20 protein-coding genes are annotated in these 22,226 nt (G+C 63.3%); 11 read left to right on the top strand and 9 right to left on the bottom strand.

The window, feature by feature from the left end; all coding sequences use genetic code 11:
* Positions 1–35: 35 nt before the first annotated feature.
* Positions 36–1,580: a phosphoenolpyruvate carboxykinase gene (locus LOY69_RS01410; RefSeq protein ID WP_060837041.1), complete on the bottom strand. Its 1,545-nt coding sequence runs from the start codon at positions 1,578–1,580 to the stop codon at positions 36–38.
* A 179-nt stretch (positions 1,581–1,759) separates the two neighbouring features.
* Entirely contained in the window at positions 1,760–2,662 is a 903-nt protein-coding gene (hslO, locus tag LOY69_RS01405) for an Hsp33 family molecular chaperone HslO (RefSeq protein WP_102882179.1), read from the bottom strand.
* 99 nt (positions 2,663–2,761) lie between these two features.
* On the opposite strand from hslO, the gene LOY69_RS01400 reads away from it, so the two are divergent.
* Entirely contained in the window at positions 2,762–3,574 is an 813-nt protein-coding gene (locus LOY69_RS01400; RefSeq protein WP_265074043.1) for a phosphatase PAP2 family protein, read from the top strand.
* A gap of 75 nt (positions 3,575–3,649) precedes the next feature.
* On the opposite strand, the gene LOY69_RS01395 is transcribed toward LOY69_RS01400, so the two are convergent.
* Complete coding sequence (locus LOY69_RS01395; RefSeq protein WP_265074042.1) at positions 3,650–4,054, bottom strand: RNA-binding S4 domain-containing protein; 405 nt, start codon at positions 4,052–4,054, stop codon at positions 3,650–3,652.
* A gap of 115 nt (positions 4,055–4,169) precedes the next feature.
* Here LOY69_RS01395 and LOY69_RS01390 point away from each other — a divergent pair, with 115 nt between their 5' ends.
* The 3 genes from LOY69_RS01390 to rimK are packed head-to-tail and all read left to right on the top strand — an operon-like array spanning position 4,170 to position 6,351.
* Complete coding sequence (locus LOY69_RS01390; RefSeq protein WP_265074041.1) at positions 4,170–4,949, top strand: EAL domain-containing protein; 780 nt, start codon at positions 4,170–4,172, stop codon at positions 4,947–4,949.
* A gap of 35 nt (positions 4,950–4,984) precedes the next feature.
* A complete protein-coding gene (locus LOY69_RS01385) occupies positions 4,985–5,449 on the top strand; it encodes an ATP-dependent zinc protease (protein ID WP_370505884.1) in 465 nt (154 codons plus the stop codon).
* Positions 5,446–6,351, top strand: a complete 906-nt coding sequence (gene rimK, locus LOY69_RS01380) for a 30S ribosomal protein S6--L-glutamate ligase (protein ID WP_007931744.1) — start codon at positions 5,446–5,448, stop codon at positions 6,349–6,351. Before LOY69_RS01385 ends, rimK begins: the two co-directional genes overlap by 4 nt.
* Before the next feature lie 129 nt (positions 6,352–6,480).
* Here rimK and LOY69_RS01375 read toward each other — a convergent pair whose 3' ends face one another.
* Entirely contained in the window at positions 6,481–7,794 is a 1,314-nt protein-coding gene (locus tag LOY69_RS01375) for an ATP-binding protein (protein WP_016966991.1), read from the bottom strand.
* A gap of 105 nt (positions 7,795–7,899) precedes the next feature.
* Positions 7,900–8,640, bottom strand: a complete 741-nt coding sequence (ompR, locus tag LOY69_RS01370; protein ID WP_016966992.1) for a two-component system response regulator OmpR — start codon at positions 8,638–8,640, stop codon at positions 7,900–7,902.
* Between the two features lie 360 nt (positions 8,641–9,000).
* Between ompR and LOY69_RS01365 the strand changes: the two genes are divergently transcribed.
* The 7 genes from LOY69_RS01365 (at position 9,001) to tauD (ending at position 17,531) form a co-directional block, all read left to right on the top strand.
* Positions 9,001–11,325 carry a Tex family protein gene (locus tag LOY69_RS01365; RefSeq protein ID WP_102882182.1) on the top strand — a complete coding sequence of 775 codons (2,325 nt, stop codon included), beginning with the start codon at positions 9,001–9,003 and terminating at the stop codon, positions 11,323–11,325.
* Positions 11,325–11,708 carry a PaaI family thioesterase gene (locus LOY69_RS01360; RefSeq protein WP_011058654.1) on the top strand — a complete coding sequence of 128 codons (384 nt, stop codon included), beginning with the start codon at positions 11,325–11,327 and terminating at the stop codon, positions 11,706–11,708. The genes LOY69_RS01365 and LOY69_RS01360 overlap by 1 nt, the downstream gene beginning before the upstream one ends.
* Before the next feature lie 215 nt (positions 11,709–11,923).
* Entirely contained in the window at positions 11,924–13,507 is a 1,584-nt protein-coding gene (gene gshA, locus LOY69_RS01355) for a glutamate--cysteine ligase (RefSeq protein WP_265074040.1), read from the top strand.
* A 278-nt stretch (positions 13,508–13,785) separates the two neighbouring features.
* On the top strand, positions 13,786–14,763 hold the full coding sequence (gene tauA, locus LOY69_RS01350; RefSeq protein ID WP_123391789.1) for a taurine ABC transporter substrate-binding protein: 978 nt from the start codon (positions 13,786–13,788) through the stop codon (positions 14,761–14,763).
* 27 nt (positions 14,764–14,790) lie between these two features.
* Entirely contained in the window at positions 14,791–15,585 is a 795-nt protein-coding gene (gene tauB / locus LOY69_RS01345; protein ID WP_110595315.1) for a taurine ABC transporter ATP-binding subunit, read from the top strand.
* Positions 15,582–16,421, top strand: coding sequence for a taurine ABC transporter permease TauC (gene tauC, locus LOY69_RS01340; protein WP_102882185.1), 840 nt, complete (start codon positions 15,582–15,584; stop codon positions 16,419–16,421). The genes tauB and tauC overlap by 4 nt, the downstream gene beginning before the upstream one ends.
* 270 nt (positions 16,422–16,691) lie before the next feature.
* Positions 16,692–17,531 (top strand): taurine dioxygenase, encoded by an 840-nt coding sequence (gene tauD, locus LOY69_RS01335; protein WP_102882186.1) that lies wholly within the window; start codon positions 16,692–16,694, stop codon positions 17,529–17,531.
* 60 nt (positions 17,532–17,591) lie between these two features.
* Here tauD and lpdA read toward each other — a convergent pair whose 3' ends face one another.
* From lpdA to LOY69_RS01315, 4 genes are read right to left on the bottom strand one after another with little or no spacing between them, the layout of a single operon-like run.
* Positions 17,592–19,046 carry a dihydrolipoyl dehydrogenase gene (lpdA, locus tag LOY69_RS01330; RefSeq protein ID WP_265074039.1) on the bottom strand — a complete coding sequence of 485 codons (1,455 nt, stop codon included), beginning with the start codon at positions 19,044–19,046 and terminating at the stop codon, positions 17,592–17,594.
* Complete coding sequence (locus LOY69_RS01325; RefSeq protein WP_170001985.1) at positions 19,043–19,969, bottom strand: alpha/beta hydrolase; 927 nt, start codon at positions 19,967–19,969, stop codon at positions 19,043–19,045. The genes lpdA and LOY69_RS01325 overlap by 4 nt, the downstream gene beginning before the upstream one ends.
* Positions 19,970–20,005: 36 nt before the next feature.
* Positions 20,006–20,203 carry a rubredoxin gene (locus tag LOY69_RS01320; RefSeq protein WP_102862648.1) on the bottom strand — a complete coding sequence of 66 codons (198 nt, stop codon included), beginning with the start codon at positions 20,201–20,203 and terminating at the stop codon, positions 20,006–20,008.
* A gap of 37 nt (positions 20,204–20,240) precedes the next feature.
* Complete coding sequence (locus LOY69_RS01315; RefSeq protein WP_170001983.1) at positions 20,241–22,220, bottom strand: alpha/beta fold hydrolase; 1,980 nt, start codon at positions 22,218–22,220, stop codon at positions 20,241–20,243.
* Between the last annotated feature and the right edge of the window lie 6 nt (positions 22,221–22,226).

The raw sequence follows: 22,226 nt of genomic DNA, 5'->3' as shown, positions 1-22,226 counted from the left end.
CCCCGAAGGGCGGCTTTTTCATGGCAGGTCGAGGCTTACAGCTTCGGACCGGCAGCCTTGATCGCGTCGCTCACGTCGAACTTCTTGAAGTTCTCGATGAACAGGCCGGCCAGTGCTTTGGCGGCTTCGTCGTAGGCCGCTTTGTCAGCCCAGGTGTTGCGTGGGTTGAGCAGGCCGGTTTCGACGCCCGGTACGGCTTTCGGTACGTCCAGGTTGACGATGTCCAGGTGCTCGGTCTCGGCACCGATCAGCGCGCCGCTCTGGATCGCTGCAATCACGCCACGGGTGGTGGGGATGTTGAAGCGTTTGCCCACGCCGTAGCCACCGCCGGTCCAGCCGGTGTTGACCAGGTAGACCTTGGAGCCGAAGCCGCGGATGCGCTTGATCAGCAGCTCGGCGTATTCGCCGGCCGGACGCGGGAAGAACGGGGCGCCGAAGCAGGTGGAGAAGGTCGACTTGATGCCCGAGCCCGAACCCATTTCAGTCGAGCCCACCAGAGCGGTGTAGCCGGACAGGAAGTGGTAGGCGGCTTGTTCTTCGCTGAGGATCGACACCGGTGGCAGTACGCCGGTCAGGTCGCAGGTCAGGAAGATCACGGCATTAGGCTCGCCACCGAGGTTCTTCGGTGCGCGTTTTTCGATCAGCTCGCGCGGGTAAGCGGCGCGGCTGTTCTGGGTCAGGCTGTCGTCGGCGTAGTCGGCTTTCTTGGTGACCGGGTCGATCACCACGTTTTCCAGTACGGCGCCGTGCTGGATGGCTTTCCAGATCACCGGCTCGTTCTTTTCCGACAGGTCGATGCACTTGGCATAGCAACCGCCTTCGATGTTGAACACCACGCCCACGCCCCAGCCGTGTTCGTCGTCACCGATCAGGTAACGGCTTTCGTCGGCCGACAGGGTGGTTTTGCCGGTGCCCGACAGACCGAAGAACAGGGTCACGTCGCCGTCTTCGCCCATGTTGGCGGCGCAGTGCATCGGCAGCACGTCGGCAGCTGGCAGCAGGAAGTTCTGCACGGAGAATAGGGCTTTCTTCATTTCACCGGCGTAGCGCATGCCGGCGATCAGCACTTTCTTGGCCGCGAAGTTGAGGATCACGGTGCCATCGGAGTTGGTGCCGTCGCGCTCAGGCTCGCAAACGAAGTTTGGCGCGTTGAGGATCTGCCACTCGTCCTTGCCACCGGCGTTGTACTGCTCGGGGTTGATGAACAGGCAACGACCGAACAGGTTGTGCCAGGCAGTCTCGGTGGTCATTTTCACTGGCAGGTAGTGCGCCGGATCGGAACCTACATGCACGTGGGAAACAAAACGCTCGCGCTCGCCCAGGTAGGCTTCAACGCGGTCCCACAGGGCGTCGAACTTGGCCGCCGGGAACTTGCGGTTGATCGGGCCCCAGGCGATAGCGTCCTGGGTGGTGGGCTCTTCAACGATGAAACGGTCCACTGGCGAACGGCCGGTACGATGACCGGTGCGAACCACCAGAGCGCCGGTATCGGCCAGTTCGCCCTCACCGCGGTTCAGGGCTTCTTTGACCAGATCATCCACACTCAGATCGGTGTACACGGCGTTATTGGCTTGCGTCATGAGGTTCCCCGTCGGCCAGTGGCCGAGTGCTCCAAACGTTTTGTAGTAGAAACTCGCGCACTACTACCGCGAAAAAAGTGCGCCGGATTATGCCAGAAAAGCCCAAAAATAGTAGGGTCCTCCCGTCAGTACGGCGTAATTCCGGCGTTTGCCAGGTGATTTACCTGCGCTGAACCGTTTTAGTGACGAGTATCTGACGGCGTGTCGACGCCCGCACCGGCAAACAATTGCGTGATATCGGCGGCATCGAACAGATAACGCTCGTTGCAGAACTGGCAATCGATCTCGATGCTGCCGCCATGTTCCACCACCAGCTCCTGAGCATCTTCGAGCCCCAGGCTGACCAGCGCGTTGCCCGAACGCTCGCGGGAGCAGCTGCAGCGGAAGCGCAGCGGTTGCACGTCGAACAGGCGCACGGCTTCTTCGTGGTACAGGCGGTGCAGCACGGTTTCGTTGTCCAGACTCAGCAGTTCATCGGCGGTCAGGGTGCTGGCCAGGGCGGTGAGGTGCTGCCAGTTGGCTTCGCGCTCTTCCGGATCGCGCAGGCGGTCGGCAGGCAGTTGTTGCAGGAGCAGGCCGCGGGCATTGCGGCCGTCGGCGTAGAGCCAGAAACGGGTGCCGGTCTGCTGCGACATGACGAAGTAGTTGGTGAAGCATTCGGCCAGGGTGGCGCCGTCCAGGTCGACGATGCCTTGGTAACGCTGGCCCTGGGTCGGGTCCACGGTCAGGGCCAGGACGCCGTTGGGCATCATGTCGGCAAGGGTTGCGTCAGGGGCGATCTGCGACGCGTCGTAGCGGGCCAGGCCGCGGATCTCGCGGTTGCTGGAGCACTCGATCATCAGCAACGGCACCGGGCCTTCGGAGCGGGCCTGGAGAATCAGCAAGCCATCGAACTTCAAGGTGCCAACCAGCAACGATGCCGCCGCCATCAGCTCGCCGAGCAGTTGTGCCACCGGCTCGGGATAGGAATGTTTGGCGAGGACTTCAGCGTAACTGCGCTCCAGCGCCACCAGCTCGCCGCGGGCGTCGCTCTCATCAAAGATGAAGCGTTGAGTGAAGTCGGTATCCGGCAAATCAGTCATAGGTCTGGGTATCTGAATGATGACAAAAAGGTTACAAGCACCGAAAATTGCGGTTTTGCACCATGAAGGTGCAGTTTTTGCGGTGATTGGAGATATTTTATGAACAATCCGGGTTTGTTCCAAGCAAGGTGGAACCTCGGCAAGCTGGTTCTGTGCAATTTACTCCCTTTGGCCCTGCTGGGATTCTGGTTGTGGCCAACCGGGCAGATGTACTGCCTGATGTTCGACGAGTGGCTGTTCCGTCACCTCAACACTCCCCTTGCAACAAACTCCACCTGGCTGCACATCTGGGCCGTGGCCAGCCTGCGCCCCTTCGATATCGTGGTGGGGCTGATCATGCTCGGCCTGCTGATTCGCGGTGATTGGGTGTTCAAGGCGGTGGACGTGCGCCGGGCGTTTTTCGGCTTCCTGTCGATCCTGATTCTTATGGTGGTGATTCGCGCGCTGTTTTCCAAGCTGGTGGCGCTGATGAACTGGCAACACAACAGCCCGTCCATGGTGCTCGAAGGCGCCGTGCACATGAGCGACTACTTCCCCGGCTGGGAAAAGACCTGGGAACTCAAGGACCGCTCCAGCCAGAGCTTCCCCGGCGACCACGCTTCGGTGCTGCTGATCTGGGGCTTATTCATGGGCATGTTCAGCCGCAGCGTCGGCCAGTTCCTGATCGTCTGGGGCCTGACCCTGCTGTTCATGATGCCGCGCCTGGTGGCGGGCGCGCACTGGGGCCAGGACGACTACATCGGCGGCGCGCTGCTGGCAGTGCTGGCCCTGGGCTGGGGCTACTACACGCCGTATGCGGCGCGGATGTCGAACTTCCTGCTGCGCCTGACACACCCGCTATTCAAGCTGATGACCCGGATGCCGGTGCTCTCGCGCATGAGTGTGGTCCGCTCCAGCAGCCTGCTGCGCTGATAGACCTGCAGGAGCCGGCTTGCCGGCGAATGGCCCCTTGAGGACGCCTTCGCCGGCAAGCCGGCTCCTACGCTTTCACTCGTGGCTGCTGCCGTGGAACTTGAACAGATCACGGCGCTGCTTCTTGCTCGGTTTGCCTTCCGTGCTGACCCCCAGGGCGCCAGCCTTGCGCTGGGCCGCTGCGGTTTCACGCTTGGCGATGCTGGCTTCGGTTTCCGTGTAGAGCGTCTGTGCCTCGGGAGCGCCACGACGGACGATGGAAAGTGCCTGGACCACCACGGTGCGCTCGTCGAAGCCGGCGCGAATCTGATACTCGTCGCCTACCCGCGGCTCCTTGCCCGGCTTGCAGCGCTCACCACGGTGATGCACCTTGCCGCTTTCAATAGCCGCCTTGGCCAGGGCGCGAGTCTTGTAGAAGCGCGCCGCCCACAGCCATTTATCCAGACGAACCTTGTCCTCTTCTTCCTGCTTGTGCGCCACTGGAATTCCTCTTGCTGAAAAATGTCGCAACTGTACGGCCCGCCTACGGGCTCTCATAAATCCTGCCACTCACCTAAAATAACCCAGGTTGCGTCCTGACACGCGAGGAGTCCCCGTGACTGATTTCCCCACTTCCCTGACCTCGCCGGACAACCGCTGCGAAGGCTGCCAAAAAAGCCCGCCACTGGGCTTCGATTTTTCCTTCGCCTATCAACCCATAGTCGATCTGCGCGACCGCTCGATCTTTGCCCATGAAGCCCTGGTGCGCGGGGTCAATGGCGAAGGCGCCCACACCGTGCTGGACCAGGTCGACGACAGCAACCGCTATCGTTTCGACCAGCGCTGCCGGACCCTGGCCATCACCACGGCCGCGCAGATGGGGATGCAAAGCCACCTGTCGATCAACTTCATGCCCAACGCCGTGTACCGCCCGGAACTGTGCATCCGCAGCACCCTGGAAGCCGCCCGCGCCCAGCACTTTCCCCTGGACCGGCTGATTTTCGAAACCCTGGAAAGCCAGCACGTAGATAACAGTCGCCATTTGACCCATATTCTGCGTGAATACCGCGAATTCGGCTTCAAGACCGCCATCGATGACTTCGGCGCGGGGTACTCGGGGCTGAACTTGCTGGCGAATTTCCAACCCGACCTGATCAAGCTCGACATGGCGCTGATTCGCGATGTCGACCAGGATCGCGTACGCCAGACGATCGTTCGTGGGATTGTCACAATCTGTGCGGAGTTGGGCGTTACAGTCATTGCCGAAGGCATTGAAAGCGCTGGTGAACGGGACTTTCTCAGCGACTGTGGAATTTATCTGATGCAGGGTTACTGGTTCGCCAAACCTGCATTCAAAGCCCTGGCCGAGGTTCCGGTCGCGGCCTGGAAAAGCTAATTGCGGATTTCCCCTATTTGAAGACTTTTGACCATTTGACCGTTGTCGGTCTGCGCGAGTGGGTGGCGCTTCCTGATCTGGGAGTGGCCGGCCTGCGCGCCAAGATCGATACCGGGGCCAGTACCTCCAGCCTGCATGCCACCGAGATCGAGCCCTTCGAACGCGACGGTGAACAGTGGGTGCGTTTCAATGCCCACTTGGGCAGTGTGGTGCAGTTGCGTCACCGGCGTTGCGAAGCGCCGCTGGTGGCGATGAAAACCATTAAAAGCTCCAACGGCCAGGCTCAGGTGCGCTATGTGATCAGCACCACCCTGGCCCTGGGCGATCGCGTGTGGCGGGTGGAATTCACCCTCGCCTGCCGCAAGGCCATGCGCTATCGCCTGCTGCTGGGTTCCAAGGCGCTGATCGACGGCCAGTTGGTGGTCAATCCGGGCATCAAATACGTACAAGACAAACCGGTGTTCCCGGTATCCACTACCTCTGCCACAGGTGTTGCATGAAGATCGCTGTGCTGTCGCGTAACCCGCGTCTGTATTCCACTCGTCGTCTGGTCGAAGCCGGCACCGAGCGTGGCCATGAAATGGTAGTGGTCGACACCCTGCGCGCCTACATGAACATCGCCAGCCACAAGCCGCAGATCCACTACCGCGGCAAGCCCCTGGAAGGCTTCGATGCGGTGATCCCGCGGATTGGTGCCTCGGTGACCTTCTATGGCTGCGCGGTGCTGCGCCAGTTCGAAATGATGGGAGTCTTCCCGCTCAACGAGTCGGTGGCCATCGCCCGCTCCCGGGACAAACTGCGCTCGCTGCAGTTGCTGTCGCGGCGCGGCATCGGCCTGCCAGTGACCGGCTTTGCCCACTCGCCGGACGACATTCCCGACCTGATCGAAATGGTCAACGGCGCGCCCCTGGTGATCAAGGTACTGGAAGGCACCCAGGGCATCGGCGTGGTGCTGTGTGAAACCGCCACTGCGGCGGAATCGGTGATCGAGGCCTTCATGGGCCTGAAGCAGAACATCATGGTCCAGGAATACATCAAGGAAGCCGGCGGCGCCGACATTCGCTGCTTCGTGGTGGGGGACAAGGTGATCGCGGCGATGAAGCGCCAGGCCAAGCCGGGGGAGTTCCGCTCCAACCTTCATCGTGGCGGCAGCGCCAGCCTGATCAAGATCACCCCGGAAGAACGCATGACCGCGCTACGGGCGGCCAAGGTCATGGGCCTGAGCGTGGCGGGGGTGGATATCCTGCGCTCCAATCACGGGCCGCTGGTGATGGAAGTCAATTCCTCGCCAGGCCTGGAAGGCATCGAGACCACCACCGGCAAGAATGTGGCAGGGATCATCATCGAACACATCGAGAAAAATGGCGGGCCGAACATGACCCGGACCAAGGGTAAAGGCTAAGGGGTACGCTCGATCGGCGGCCCCTGTAGCCACTGCCGCAGGCTGTGGCCGGCTGCGCAGCAGTCGCGCTTGCGGGCCGCGCAAGGGCCTTCGGCCCTTATCGCAGCCTGCGGCAGCGGCTACAGGTGTTCAGTCCGCATCGCGTGGCAGCAACAAGCCCAAAGGCAAGCGCACTCGCGCTTCCAGGCCGCCATCGGGACGGTTGCGCAGTTCGACGTTGCCGCCGTGCATGGCGGCAATCCGCTTGACGATGGCCAGGCCCAGGCCAGTGCCCTTGCCACCCCGGGCACGGTCGCCACGGGTGAAGGGGTTGAAGATCGCCTCCAGTTCGGACGGATCGATCCCCGCGCCGCGGTCCATCACACTCAGCACCACATAAGGCGCATTGGTGTCACCGGACACATAGGCCGCCACTTCGACATCCGTTCCCGCGTGATTCAAGGCGTTGCCAATCAGGTTGTTGAGCAGACGCTTCATCGATACCCGACGCAGCGGGAACGGCTGGATCGGCTCCAGGCGCAGGTGCACCCGTTCCTGGTTCTGGTTGTAGGGCGCGGCCACCTCACGCACCAGATCGCTCAAGTCCACCTCTTCCACCGACTCGTCGCGGCCGTCGCGGATGAAGGCCAGGAATTGATCGAGAATGGCGTCCATGTCCTCGATATCCCGCACCATGTCGTCGGTCAGGTCGGTGTGCGCGCCCATCAACTCCAGCGACAGGCGCAAGCGGGTCAGCGGCGTGCGCAGGTCGTGGGACACCCCCGCCAACATCAGCTCCCGTTCACGCCCCGCCTGCTCCACATCCTCGGCCATCTGGTTGAAGGCGCGGTACACCTCGGTCATCTCGCTCGGTGTATCGCTGATCGGCAGGCGCACGCTGCGCCCCTGACCCAGTTGCCGGGCGGCGTAGACGAGGCGCTTGAGCGGTTGGTTGAGCTGGCTGACGAAGATCCACGCCGAGGCGGTGGATAACAGGCCGATGGCCAGGAACCAGCCCAGCACGCTCCAGATCTTTTGCCCCCGCAGCGGATGCGGATACAGCGGCACCTTGAGCCAGCCATCCCCCAGGCTCGGGGCTCTGACCCAAAGCGCCGGAGGTGCATGCATGCGCAGACGCACTTCGGTATCGGCGCCCAACTCGGCCTGCATCTGCCGCTGGTAGATCTCGCTGTAAGGCCAGTGTTGCTCGCCGGCCGGCACACCGCTGCCCACCACCTTGATCAGCCCTGCGGCTTCGGCGATCTGGTCGCGGTTGGATTCGTCGGCGGCCCAATAGGCGCGCAGGGTCAGGGCCACGCCGTGGCTGTATTGCCGGTCCACCAGCACGTCCTCGTTCATCAACAGATAAACCAGGGTCAATGCCTTGGAAAACAGCACCACGATCAGCACCAGCCACAGGGTGCGGGAGAAGAAACTCTGGGGGAACCACAGCGGGGTTTTCATAACAGCCAATACACACTTTGCAGGAGCGGCTCGCGCTCGCGGAGTGGCAGAATGCGAACGCCCGGGTCGTTACCGGCCCGGGCGTTCGCTCCTACAAATCACCTATCACTTGGTCGCGGTGCCATCCGGCACGAAGACATAACCCACGCCCCAGACGGTCTGGATATAGCGCGGTTTGGAAGGATCGGGCTCGATCATCCGCCGCAGGCGGGAGATCTGCACGTCGATGGAACGCTCCAGGGCATCCCACTCGCGGCCACGGGCCAGGTTCATCAGTTTGTCGCGGGTCAGCGGCTGGCGGGCGTTCATCACCAGGGCCTTGAGTACCGCGAACTCACCGGTGGTAAGCATGTGCACTTCATCGCCACGCTTGAGTTCGCGAGTGGCCAGGGACAGTTCGTAGTCACCGAAGGTCACGCTTTCGTCTTCGCTGCCCGGCGCACCCGGCACAGGAGCCGACTGACGACGCAGCACGGCCTTGACCCGGGCCATCAGTTCGTCAGGGTTGAACGGCTTGGCCAGGTAATCGTCGGCACCCAGCTCCAGGCCCTTGATGCGGCTCAGCTCATCGCCCTTGGCGGTGAGCATGATGATCGGAATCTGGTTGTTGGCACTGCGCAGTCGGCGGCAGGCGGTCAGGCCATCTTCGCCGGGCAGCATCAGGTCGAGGACCACCAGGTTGAACACTTCGCGACCCAACAGACGGTCCATTTGCTCAGTGTTCGGCACCGCGCGGGCACGGTAGCCCTTGCTGACGAAAAAACGCTCCAGCAGGCTGCTCAGCCCCGGATCGTCGTCAACAATAAGAATTTTTTCGCCTTCAGCAGTTTGTGCAGTGCTGCTCATTGGATGCTCCTCTAATCTCGGTGCGCATTATGGCGTAGCTGCCGTTATACGCACCGTGTGCATTGTTAGCAGATTTTTCCTCTATCGCCAGCAAACCCGCTGTCGGCCTGAGGCTGGCCATCACCCCGAAGACCGTAACGCTGGGTATAATGCGCCGCCTTTTGTGTTGGGCAATATCTGATCAGTACGCCTGCGGCCAGTTTTTTTATTTGCCTGGGCCGGCAGTATTTTTTCGATTTCACGGGTCAACAGCCAGCCTTTTGATCCAGGTGGCGGCGCGGGCCAGGCCGCTCAACCAGACTCGCCGGGCCTTATTTTCGTGCCCGCGGGCCTGCTTTCACACATTTGTCAGGTGGTTTTATGGACAGCATCAACAGCCGCATTGCCGAGGAACTCGGCGTACGCCCACAACAGGTCGAAGCGGCCGTCGCTCTATTGGATGAAGGCTCCACCGTGCCCTTCATCGCCCGTTACCGGAAAGAGGTCACCGGCAGCCTCGATGACACTCAACTGCGTCATCTGGAAGAGCGCCTGCGCTACCTGCGAGAGCTCGACGAACGGCGGATCAGCATCCTCGCCAGCATCGAAGAGCAGGGCAAGCTGACCCCGGAGCTGGCTCGCGACATCAAGCTGGCCGACACCAAGACCCGCCTCGAAGACCTGTACCTGCCTTATAAGCAGAAGCGCCGCACCAAGGGCCAGATCGCCCTGGAAGCCGGCCTCGGCGAGCTGGCGGACGGCCTGTTCAACGACCCAAGCCTGACTCCGGAAGCCGAAGCCGCCCGCTTCGTCAACGCCGACAAAGGCGTGGCCGACGTCAAGGCCGCCCTGGAAGGCGCCAAGTACATCCTCATGGAGCGCTTCGCCGAAGACGCGGGTTTGCTGGACAAGCTGCGCAACTTCCTCAAGCAGGAAGCCACCCTCAGCGCCCGCGTGGTCGCCGGCAAGGAAGAGGAAGGCGCCAAGTTCCGCGACTACTTCGAACACGACGAACCGCTGAAAAGCATGCCGTCGCACCGCGCCCTGGCGATTTTCCGTGGCCGCAACGAAGGCATTCTCAGCTCCGCGCTGAAAGTCGGTGACGAACTGCCGGGCACCATGCACCCCTGCGAAGGCATGATCGGCCAGCACGTGGGCATCCAGAACCAGAACCGCCCCGCCGACAAATGGCTGGGTGAAGTGGTGCGCTGGACCTGGAAGGTCAAGCTCTACACCCACCTGGAAACCGACCTGCTGGGCGAGTTGCGCGACAACGCGGAAACCGAGGCGATCAACGTCTTCGCCCACAACCTGCACGACCTGCTGCTGGCCGCTCCGGCCGGCCCGCGCGCCACCCTGGGCCTGGACCCGGGCCTGCGCACCGGCTGCAAAGTGGCGGTGGTGGATGCCACCGGCAAGCTGCTGGATCACGCCACCGTCTACCCGCACGTGCCGCACAACAAGTGGGACCAGACCCTGGGCATCCTGGCCGCGCTGTGCGCCAAGCACTCGGTGGACCTGATCGCCATCGGCAACGGCACCGCCAGCCGCGAGACCGACAAGCTGGCCGCCGAACTGATCAAAAAATACCCGGCCATGAAGATGACCAAGGTCATGGTGTCCGAAGCCGGTGCATCGGTGTACTCGGCCTCGGAGCTGGCGGCCAAGGAGTTCCCGGACCTGGACGTGTCGATCCGTGGCGCCGTATCCATCGCCCGCCGCCTGCAGGACCCCCTGGCGGAACTGGTGAAGATCGATCCGAAATCCATCGGTGTCGGCCAGTACCAGCACGACGTGTCGCAACTGAAACTGGCCCGCGGCCTGGACGCCGTGGTCGAGGACTGCGTGAACGCCGTTGGCGTCGACGTCAACACCGCTTCCGTGGCCCTGCTGGCGCGGATCTCCGGCCTGAATGCGACCCTGGCGCAGAACATCGTCAGCCACCGCGACGAACACGGTGCCTTCAAGACTCGAGCCGCGCTGAAAAAGGTCGCGCGCCTGGGTGAGAAAACCTTCGAGCAGGCCGCCGGCTTCTTGCGCGTCATGAACGGCGACAACCCGCTGGACGCCTCGGCGGTCCACCCGGAAGCCTACCCGCTGGTGCAGCGCATCGCCGCCGACACCGGCCGTGACATCCGTTCGCTGATCGGCGACAGCGGCTTCCTCAAGCGCCTGGACCCGAAGAAATTCACCGACGAAACCTTCGGTCTGCCCACCGTCACCGACATCCTCCAGGAACTGGACAAGCCCGGCCGCGACCCGCGCCCGGAGTTCAAGACCGCCGAGTTCCAGGATGGCGTGGAAGACCTCAAGGACCTGCAACTGGGGATGATCCTCGAAGGCGTAGTGACCAACGTCACCAACTTCGGCGCCTTCGTCGACATCGGCGTGCACCAGGACGGCCTGGTGCACATCTCGGCGCTGTCGGAGAAGTTCATCAAGGACCCGCGTGAGGCGGTGAAGGCCGGCGACGTGGTGAAAGTGAAAGTCATGGAAGTCGACATTCCGCGTAAACGCGTGGGCCTGTCGATGCGCATGAGCGACACCCCGGGCGAGAAGATCGACGGCGCTCGCGGTTCCCGTCCAGGCTCGGCGCCGCGCTCCTCCCAGGGCAACGCACCACGCAAGGAAACCACCGCGGCCGCTCCGAGCAACAACGCCATGGCCTCGCTGTTCGCCAACGCCAAGCAGTTGAAGAAACGCTGATGCAGATCCCTGCCGGCCTGACCGAAAGCGCCTTCAGCCAATTACTCGGCTGCCGTCTGCAACGCCTGGAAACCGGCGAGGCGGACGTCGCCCTGGAGCTGACCCCGCAGCTGCGCAATCGCGGGCAAAAGCTGCACGGCGGGGCGATCTTCAGCCTGGTGGACATTGCCATGGGGCTGGCCTGTTCCAGCACCCACGGCTTTGACCAGCAGAGCGCCACCATCGAGTGCAAGATCAACTACATCCGCGCCGTGGCCGAGGGTGAAGTGCTGTGCCGGGCCAAGGTGATCCACCCCGGCCGCCGTACCCTGGTGGTGGAAGCGGACGTGATCCAGGGCGACAAACTGGTCGCAAAAGCACAAGGCACCTTCGCCGTCCTATAGCTCCCTGTCATGAATTTGGGTTAATTTCGGCGCTGCGAAAGCGGCGTCGGAGTTTTTTGCCTGCGCTAAAGCCAGATTCAGGGATGAAGGATTGGCGTTTTCAAGCGAGTCGGCTTGACTCAAAAACCAGGCGAAAACGCCAGTTTTAACTTCACCCTTGTAGACCGTCCTGCCCACCCCCATATTGGGGCGACTGACGCGTGAAGGAATCCAACTTGAGCGAACTTCTCAACCGCCGCCTGGCTCTGCTCGGCGAGCGCGCTAACCTCTCCCTGCTCGAGCAGTGCCTGCACGGTATCGAACGTGAATGCCTGCGTGTTACCGGCGAAGGCCGCCTGGCACAGACCCCGCACCCGGAAGAACTGGGTTCCGCGCTGACCAACGAACAGATCACCACCGACTATTCCGAGTCGCTGCTGGAGTTCATCACCCCGGCCCTCACGGACCCGGCGGACACCCTGGCCAGCCTCGACAAGATTCATCGTTTCGCCTACAGCAAGCTCGGCAACGAGTACCTGTGGAGTCCATCGATGCCGTGCCCGTTGCCGGCCGAGGAAGACATCCCGATCGCCTACTACGGCACCTCCAACATCGGCCAGCTCAAGTACGTGTACCGCAAGGGCCTGGCCCTGCGCTACGGCAAGACCATGCAGTGCATTGCCGGGATCCACTACAACTTTTCCCTGCCGGAACAGCTGTGGCCGCTGCTCAAGCAAGCCGAAGGCTTCGTCGGCAGCGACCGGGACTACCAGTCTTCGGCCTATATCGCGCTGATCCGCAATTTCCGTCGCTACAGCTGGCTGTTGATGTACCTGTTCGGTGCTTCGCCGGCCCTGGACGCGGGCTTCCTGCGCGGCCGCTCGCACCAGCTGGAACAGCTGGACGCCGAGACCCTGTACCTGCCCTACGCCACCAGCCTGCGCATGAGCGACCTGGGCTACCAGAGCCAGGCCCAGGCCGGCCTGACCCCTTGCTACAACGATCTGAACAGCTACACCGACAGCCTGCGCAAGGCCGTGGCCACGCCCTACGCGCCTTACGTGGCGGTCGGCACCCACAAGGATGGCGAGTGGGTGCAACTGAACACCAACATCCTGCAGATCGAAAACGAGTACTACTCCAACATCCGCCCCAAACGCGTGACCTACACCGGTGAGCGGCCGATCCAGGCGCTGATGGCCCGGGGCATCCAGTACGTCGAAGTGCGTTGCCTGGACATCAACCCGTTCCTGCCCCTGGGCATCGACCTGCAGGAAGCCCGCTTCCTCGACGCCTTCCTGCTGTACTGCGCGCTCAACGACAGCCCGCTGCTCGAGAACAACGAGTGCGGCAACGCCACCTCCAACTTCCTCGCCGTGGTCAAGGAAGGCCGGCGTCCGGGCCTGCAACTGCAACGCCAGGGCCAGCCGGTGGAGATGAAGGAATGGGCCGCCGAACTGCTGGAGCAGATCGCGCCACTGGCTGCCCTGCTCGACCAGAGCCACGGCAGCAACGTGCACAGCAAGGCCCTGGACGCCCAGCTGGCCAAGGTCAAGGATTCGTCCCTGACCCCATCGGCCCAGGTGCTGGCGGCCATGAGCGAGCACAAGGAGAGCTTCAGCCAATTCTCCCTGCGCCAGAGCCAGGTGCATGCCGAGCACTTCCGCAGCCAGGCCCTGAGCAAGGAAGAGCAAGCCGCCTTCGAAGACGCGGCGCGCAAATCCCTGGAACAGCAGACCGAGCTTGAGCAAAACGAAGTGGGTGATTTCGACGTGTTCGTCGGCGCCTACCAGGCCAGCATCCTGGCCATCAGCAACTAGGGCCATGGCGAGGGCGCCTGCTCCCGCTAGGCCGGCCGGCCGTCCGCGGCGCAGCCCCTCCCAAACCTGGCGACCGGGTATTCCTGCATAAGCGCGTGGCCTGAGCTGGGGGCCGCGTTGCAGCCCGGCGAGAGCCGGCGCCCTCGCCGTAACACTTGTCTGGCTACGGCCACGAATTTCACCTCATAAGCTAATGCAAATAAGTTATTTATTTCTGCATTCTTAGATCATTTAGTCTCCTCCCACGCCGATCACCGGCCGCCTATGAGGAGCACCCCATGAAACTGCATTTCCCCCTTCGCCTCCTGGCGGCCGCGTCCCTGGCCGCTGCGAGTTTCTTTGCCCAGGCGGCCGACGTCACCGTCGCCTACCAGACCACCGTCGACCCGGCCAAGGTCGCGCAAGCCGACGGCAGCTATGAAAAAGCCACCCAGGCCAAGATCAACTGGCGCAAATTCGACAACGGCGCCGACGTCATCGCCGCCATCGCTTCCGGCGATGTGCAGATCGGCTACCTGGGCTCCAGCCCGCTGACCGCCGCCATCACCCGCAAGGTGCCGGTGCAAACCTTCCTCATCGCCACCCAGATCGGCGCCGCTGAAGCCCTGGTGGCCCGCGACGGTTCCGCGATCAACAGCCCTCAGGACCTGATCGGTAAAAAAGTCGCCGTGCCCTTCGTTTCCACCGGCCACTACAGCCTGCTGGCGGCGCTGAAGCACTGGAACATCGACCCCTCGAAAGTGCAGATCCTCAACCTCGCGCCACCGGCGATCATCGCTGCCTGGAAGCGCGGCGATATCGATGCCACCTACGTCTGGGACCCGGCCCTGGGCGTGGCCAAGGAAAACGGCAAGGTGCTGATCACCTCCGGTGAACTGGCCAAGTTCGGCGCACCGACTTTCGACGCCTGGATCGTGCGCAAGGATTTTGCCGAGAAGCACCCACAAATCGTCAGCGCCTTCGCCAAGGTGACCCTGGAGGCCTACACCCAGTACCGCAAGGACCCACAAGCCTGGCTGGCCAACCAGGGCAACGTCGACAAGCTGGTCAAGCTCTCCGGGGCCAAGGCCAGCGATATCCCGCTGCTGCTGCAAGGCAACGTCTACCCACTGGCCGCCGACCAGGTGCTCAGCCTCGGCGCCCCGACCACCAAGGCCATCACCGACACCGCGGTGTTCCTCAAGGAACAAGGCAAGGTCGACGCGGTACTGCCGGACTACGCCCCCTACGTCAGCGCCAAGTTCATCCCTGAATAACCCGCGACCGGACAGGAGATAGCCGTCATGGCCTTGCTACAACTGGAGCGCATCAGCGCACAGTACCCCGGCGCCGCCGAACCGGTGCTGGCGGATATTTCCCTGACCCTGGGGCCACAGCAACTGCTGGTCGCCCTGGGGCCTTCCGGCAGTGGCAAGACCTCGCTGCTGAACCTGATTGCCGGGTTCGTCGATCCCAGCGCCGGGCGCATCAGCCTCGACGGCGTGCCGGTCAAGGGCCCCAGCGCCGAGCGTGGCGTGGTGTTCCAGGACGACGCCCTGCTGCCCTGGCAGGACGTGCTGGGCAACGTCGCCTTCGGCCTGGAACTGGCCGGCATCGCCCGGGATCAACGCGAAGCCCGGGCGCGGGAGATGCTCGCCCTGGTGGACCTGGCCGGCTTCGACAAACGCCGCATCTGGCAACTCTCCGGTGGACAGAAACAGCGCGTGGGCCTGGCCCGCGCCCTGGCTGCCGACCCGCGCGTGCTGCTGATGGATGAACCCTTCGGCGCCCTGGATGCCTTCACCCGCGAGCAGATGCAGGAGCTGTTGCTGCAAGTCTGGCGGCGCACCGCCAAGCCGGTGTTCCTGATCACCCACGACATCGAGGAAGCAGTGTTCCTGGCCACCGACCTGATCCTCCTGGCGCCCAACCCAGGGCAGATCGTCGAGCGCCTGAACCTGGACTTCGGCCAGCGCTACGCCGCCGGCGAGTCGGCGCGGGCGATCAAGTCCGACCCGCTGTTCATCGAAACCCGCGAGCACGTGCTGTCCCGGGTGTTCTCCCAACGCAGCGCCACCCAGCAGCAGGAGCGCCCATGAGCAGCTACGAGATTCCCGCCACCACGACCCGCGATGCCAACCCGAAAGCGCCCCTGCCGGTGCGTCGTAGCCTGAGCACCCGCTGGATCAGCGTGCTGACTCTGATCGCCCTGCTGGCCCTGTGGTGGGCGGTCACTGCCAGCGGCCTGATCGAACCGCTGTTCCTGCCGCCCCCTGCCGCCGTATTGCAAAAGGGCTGGTTGCTGGCCACCAGCGGCTACATGGACTCCACCCTCTGGCAGCACCTGGCAGCCAGCCTGCAGCGCATCGGCCTGGCCCTGGGCTTTGCCGTGCTGACGGCGATTCCGGTGGGCATCGCCATTGGCGCCAACCGCATCGCCCGGGGCGTGCTCGACCCTTTGATCGAGTTCTACCGGCCGATTCCGCCACTGGCCTATCTGCCGCTGATCGTCATCTGGTGCGGCATTGGCGAGCTGTCCAAGGTGCTGCTGATTTATCTGGCGATCTTCGCCCCGATTGCCATCGCCACCGCCACCGGCGTGCGCACCGTCGACCCGGCCAAGCTGCGCGCCGCCCAGTCCCTGGGCGCGACCCGGGCGCAACTGATTCGCCACGTGATCCTGCCCAGCGCCCTGCCGGACATTCTCACCGGCGTGCGCATCGGCCTGGGCGTGGGCTGGTCGACCCTGGTGGCGGCGGAGCTGATTGCCGCCACCAGCGGCCTGGGCTTCATGGTGCAATCCGCGGCGCAGTTCCTGGTCACCGATGTGGTGCTGCTGGGGATACTGGTGATTGCCCTGATCGCCTTCGCCATGGAGATGGGCCTGCGCGCCCTGCAACGCAAGCTGGTGCCCTGGCACGGCCAATCCCACTGACCTGCGTGCGCCGCCTGCCCCGCACGCGGTTCACCTGTAGCCGCTGCCGAGCCCTCGCGAGGCTGCGACCGAGCGCGTAGCGCTCGCAGCAATCGATGAGGAAGGCCTCGTTGCATGGGTTTGCATCTACTGCGCCGCCGTTCGCAGCCTCGCCAAGGCTCGACAGCGGCTACAGGGTCACGACACCGCCAGCGCAACCGTTTTTTAGTTTGATGCAGATAAACCGAATCCGACCACGCCAACAAATGGGCGCCGAACAAGAGAACGACCATGAGCCTGACCATCACCCCTTTAAGCTCCGCCCTCGGCGCCCAGATCAGTGGCGTCGATATCAGCCAACCGCTCAGCGTCGAACAGCGCGACGCCATCGAGCAGGCGCTGCTCAGGCATCAAGTGCTGTTCTTCCGCGACCAGCCGATCACCCCACAGCAGCAAGCACGCTTCGCCGCCCACTTCGGTGACCTGCACATTCACCCGATCTACCCCAATGTGCCGGAACAGCCGGAAATACTGATCCTCGACACCGCTGAAACCGACGTGCGCGACAACGCCATCTGGCACACCGACGTGACCTTCCTGCCAACCCCGGCCCTGGGCGCGGTGCTCAGCGCCAAGCTGCTGCCGCCGTTCGGCGGCGACACGTTGTGGGCCAGCGGCATCGCCGCCTACGAAGCCTTGTCCGAGCCGCTGAAGAACCTGCTGCAGGGCCTGACTGCCACTCACGAGTTCATCAAGTCCTTCCCTCTGGAACGCTTCGGCAACACCCCCGAAGACCTGGCGCGCTGGGAGGAAGCCCGGCGCAAGAACCCGCCGCTGTCGCACCCGGTGATCCGTACCCATCCGGTGAGCGGCCGCCAGTCGCTGTTCGTCAACGACGGCTTCACCACCAAGATCAACGAACTATCGGAGAGCGAAAGCGCGGCCATCCTCAAGCTGCTGTTTGCCCACGCCACCCGCCCGGAGTTCACCATCCGCTGGCGCTGGCAGGAAAACGACGTGGCGTTCTGGGACAACCGCGTGACCCAGCACTATGCCGTGGACGACTACCGTCCACAGCGCCGGGTGATGCAGCGCGCGACCATTCTGGGGGATGTGCCGTTCTTTCGCTGAAACGCGGGGAGATGCAGCAGGCCCCGGCCCCGCTGAATGAGCGAAGCCGGGGACAGCGGGCTATTTGACGCTGGAGGGAGCTTTCTTCTTGCGATTGCCGATATGAATCGCCTGGCCATTCACCGACAAGGCGGCTTCATGCAGGGCTTCGGACAGGGTCGGGTGGGAGAACACCATCATTCCCAGGTCTTCGGCGCTGGTGCCGAACTCCATGCCGATCGCGCCTTCCTGGACCAGTTCCGCAGCGCCCGGGCCGATCACATGCACCCCAAGTACCCGGTCGGTGCCGGCATCGGCAATGACCTTGACCAACCCGGCGGTGTCGTTGGCCGCCATGGCGCGGCTGCTGGCGGAGAACGGGAAGGTGCCGATGTTCAGCTCGATGCCCTGGGCCTTGAGGGCCTGCTCGGTCTGGCCGACCCAGGCGATTTCCGGGTGGGTGTAGATCACTGACGGGATCAGGTCGTAATTGAGCGGATGGTGATGCCCGGCAAGGCTCTCGGCCACCATCACCCCCTCTTCCGAAGCCTTGTGCGCCAGCATCGGGCCGCGTACCACGTCGCCAATGGCGAACACCCCAGGCACGCTGGTCAGGCACTGGCCGTCGACGTGGATAAAGCCACGCTCATCCAGCTGTACGCCGCTGTCAGGCGCCAACAGATCGGTGGTCAGGGGCCGGCGCCCCACGGCGACAATCAGGCGGTCGAAGGTCTGCTGCTTGTCCTCGCCGCCCTCGCTGAGGCTGACCTTGACGCTGTCGCCTTGCACTTCGGATGCCGTCACCCGGGCCCCCAGGCGGATATCCAGGCCTTGCTTGCCAAAGATCTTCTGCGCCTCCTTGGCGATCTGCACGTCCACTGCCGGCAGGAAGCTGTCGAGGGCTTCGAGTACCGTCACTTCGGCGCCCAGGCGGGCCCAGACCGAGCCCAGTTCCAGGCCTATGACGCCGGCGCCGATCACCCCGAGGCGCTTGGGCACGCGGGTGAATTCCAGGGCTCCGGTGGAGTCGACGATCACCTTGTCGGTCAGCGGTGCGGCGGCGATGTCGATGGGGCGGGAGCCGGGGGCGAGGATGATGCTGGGGGCACTGATGCGCTGGGTGCTGCCGTCGGCCGCGGTGACTTCCACTTCCTTGTTGGCCAGCAACTTACCGTGACCTTCCAGCAGGGCCACGCCATTGGCCTTGAACAACGAGGCGATGCCGCCGTTGAAATTGCGCACCACGTTGTCCTTGCGCGCCAGCATGGCCGGCACATCCATCTGCGGATTGCGGATGCCAATGCCGTGCACTTCAAAACCGTTGCGCGCCTCGTAATAGTGATGAGAGCTGTCCAGCAATGCCTTGGAAGGAATGCAGCCCACATTGAGGCAGGTGCCACCCAGGGCGGTCTTGCCGTCCTTGCCCTTGTAGCGCTCGATACAGACCGTCTTCAGTCCCAGCTGCGCCGCCCGGATCGCCGCGACATAGCCGCCAGGACCCGCGCCGATCACGATCACATCGTATTGTTCACTCATAGATTGCCGTCCTTTGCACAGACAAACTCGACCACAGCTCCCATGGTCGCCCTGTCCTTGAGAATTTTCAGGTGGCCAAGCCCGCGGGTTTGCAGGACTTGCCGGTGACGCAAGCCTTCAGCGAAGGATTGCAGGTCATCTGCCGGGACTTCCTGATCCTGCTGGTCATGCACCAGCAGCACCGGGATATCCACCTGGTGGCCATAACGACTGACCGCCAGGCTGCGCATGTCCTTCTGATAGCGTTGCTCAACCAGAAGTTGCATGCGTTGTCTGACGTCATCGTTGATCCACAGAAATGCCGCAAAACGCCGAACGACGTTTTCGATGTCGGCCGGCGCAGCCACCAGCACCGCCCGCTCGAAACCCTTGCCGACCGGGGTGCTCAAGGCATACCCGGCGGCAGCCCCGCCCAGGGAGTGCCCGATCACCGTGTCGAACGGCCCCAGCTGTTGCTGCACCTGATCCAGCATGCTGACGAAGGTCGGCAGCGACGCTTGCCGACCGCCGCTGCCGCCATGGCCGATGCAGTCGAAGGACAGCACTTCACAGCCCTCCTCCAGCAACAGCGGAATCAGGTACTGCCACTGGGTACTGGCGCCACTCCAGCCATGCACCAGCACCACCCGGCGCCGGACCTGCTGCGGGGTCCAGCGGAAACAACGCAGCCGCCCTTCCTCGGTTTCCAGGTCCTGCACCGTGGCGCTGGGCAGCGTCAGCGGAAAATGCTGGCGCAGCCGTTGTGGCGTGGTGAACAGCTTCAGCGCTCGCGTTGCAGCACGCCGAGGGAGCAGCCGCGACTCCATCCAGAAGCTGCAACGCAGCAGCCCCAGAACCCCGTTGTAAATGCCCTTGAAGAGCATTTTCTTGAAGCTGCTACGCCGGCCCTTGGCGGGTGCCGACGCTTGCTCTTGGGTCGCCATCTTGCTTCCTCATCGACTACAGGGTTCAGCGCTGGATTACAGCTTCACCATGTTGAAATCCAACTTGCTCACGCCGCATTCCGGACAGGTCCAGTCTTCGGCAATGTCATCCCAGGCAGTGCCCGGAGGCACCCCCGAATCGGGATCGCCCAGCCGTTGATCGTAGATCCAGCCGCAGATCAGGCACATCCACAGGCCGGACTCGGTCACGGCGCTTTCAGCATAGGTCGTCATGGGTGGTTAACCATCGTCAAAAGGTTGTGCGTTGTGCTCATGCGCTGGCCTGAGCCACTTCGGCCACCTTGATGTTCTGTACAAGGAACTGCGCCACCTGCTCCAGCACCGCGGCATCGGAGAGAATGCGCACATGGCCGAGCCCGGACACTGGCTCCAGCTTCGCCCAAGGCATCAGCGTGGTGATCTGCTGCGCTTCGCAGAACGGCACGATCGGGTCGTTGAGGTCGTGCAGCACCAGGGTCGGCAACTGCAGGCCGTTGCCCAGGGCCGGGATGTCCCAGTGCTGGACCGGCACGCCGTTGCGCTTCCACAGTTCACGGTGCATGGCCTGGACCACCGCCGGCTTGAGCTTGAGGTAACCGTTGGCCCAGCGCTGGATCACCACCGGCAGGTTGGCCGGCGAGCCCAGCAGGCACAGGGCCTTGATCCGGTGGGTCTCGGCCAGCTCCGCCAGGGCCCCGGTGGCGGCGATACCGCCCAGGGAGTGGGCGACGATTCCCACCACGTCACCCAGGGCGACGATGGCCGCTTTCACCGCGTCCTTGAACTCGGTCATGGTGCTCAAGGAGCCCGGCGAGATGCCGTGGGCCGGTGCATCGAAGGTCGCGACCTTGAAGCCTTGGCGCTGCAGGACGCGAGTGAAGGAGTACAGGCTGCGACTGTCTGCGCCCCAGCCATGGACCAGGAGGATGGTCTGGTCGCCCGTGCCCCATTGATAGCCGTGAGGAACGCCGGCGATGCCCTTGATATGGAAACGCTGGGCGCCCAGGGGGCTCATTTCCTTGTCAGGTTGCTTGATGTATTCCCGGGTGTAGCCGAACAGATCCGTGGCCTTGGCACCGGCGCTGTCCACCGAGAGCGACCCCAGAATGCCCATGTAGCTGCGCAGCAGCTGCTGCTTCAGGGTCAGAGGACTGTTGGCCGCCTTGGCGCCCGGCGTGTTCTGCCCCTCGGCGGCCTGGGCCGGCCGGTCAAAGGACTCATAGAAGCCATTGACCGGGTCGTACAGGTGACAGTTGCGCGCCACGTGCCAGACATCCTGCACGGTCATGGGTTTTTCCCTGACCATCCCTGGGAAGGCGTTCTTCAACGCTGCCTGGGCTTCGGGCAGGTTGTAGTGGGGAATGATCGGCGCCACGTGGTGCGCGGTGTGCACCGAAATGTAGTGGGTCAGGAACAGCAGCCACTTGGGGTACATGTAGTCAGTGGTCAGCAGCAGTCGGCTGCTGTTGAAGCTCCAGTGCTCCTTGGTCAGGAACGGAGTCTCATCGCTGATGTGGTGCATCATGGTGGTCAGGCTGAACCAGGCATGGGTCGCCAGCCACGGGGCAACGAAGTACAGGAACAGCCCGGTGAAGCCGGTGAAGTACACCAGGGTCGGCAGGTAGATCAGCGCAGCCACCACCATGAACAGGATCGAACGACGCACTTCGTTGCGCGCTTCGAGCTTGTGGAACATGGACGGACGGAAGCCAGAGTGGCGCTGGTAGTTGACCGTGCCCAGCCAGAACAGCCAGGTGCGGGTGCTGCTGTAGACCAGCTTGTCCCACCAGGGCATGGCGTCGTACTGCACGCGCAGTACCGGGCGCCAGTCGACGTCCATTTCCAGGTTGTTGGTGTTGGCGTGGTGCATGTTGTGCATATGGCGCCAGCCGTGGAACGGGTACAGCAACGGCAGCAAGGCGATATGCCCGAGAATGTGGTTGAAGCTGCGATTGCGCGAGAACGAGTTGTGCCCGCAATCGTGGGCCACACAGAACAGGCCCCAGCCGCCCAAGCCGGCCACCAGCCACAGCGGCAGGTAGAACATCCAGTGCACGTGGGCGACCGCCACTATCGCGCCGATGTAGAGCATGTAGCTGACGACGAAGCTGAGCATCCCGCGCCAGACCCGTGGCTGATACAGGTGCTTGGGGATTGCGTCCGTCAGGCGCAGGCCTTCGATCTCCTGTGAGCGTCGAAGCAGGTCATTGAATTTATCGTTTTTTTGCGAAGGCATCTGTGCAATGGCCATGGCCAA

This window comes from Pseudomonas sp. B21-059, from assembly GCF_026016285.1.
Taxonomy (GTDB): Bacteria; Pseudomonadota; Gammaproteobacteria; order Pseudomonadales; family Pseudomonadaceae; genus Aquipseudomonas; species Aquipseudomonas danubii.
The sequence above is the reverse complement of the archived record's forward strand: the minus strand, read 5'-3'. Positions and strand labels throughout refer to the sequence as shown.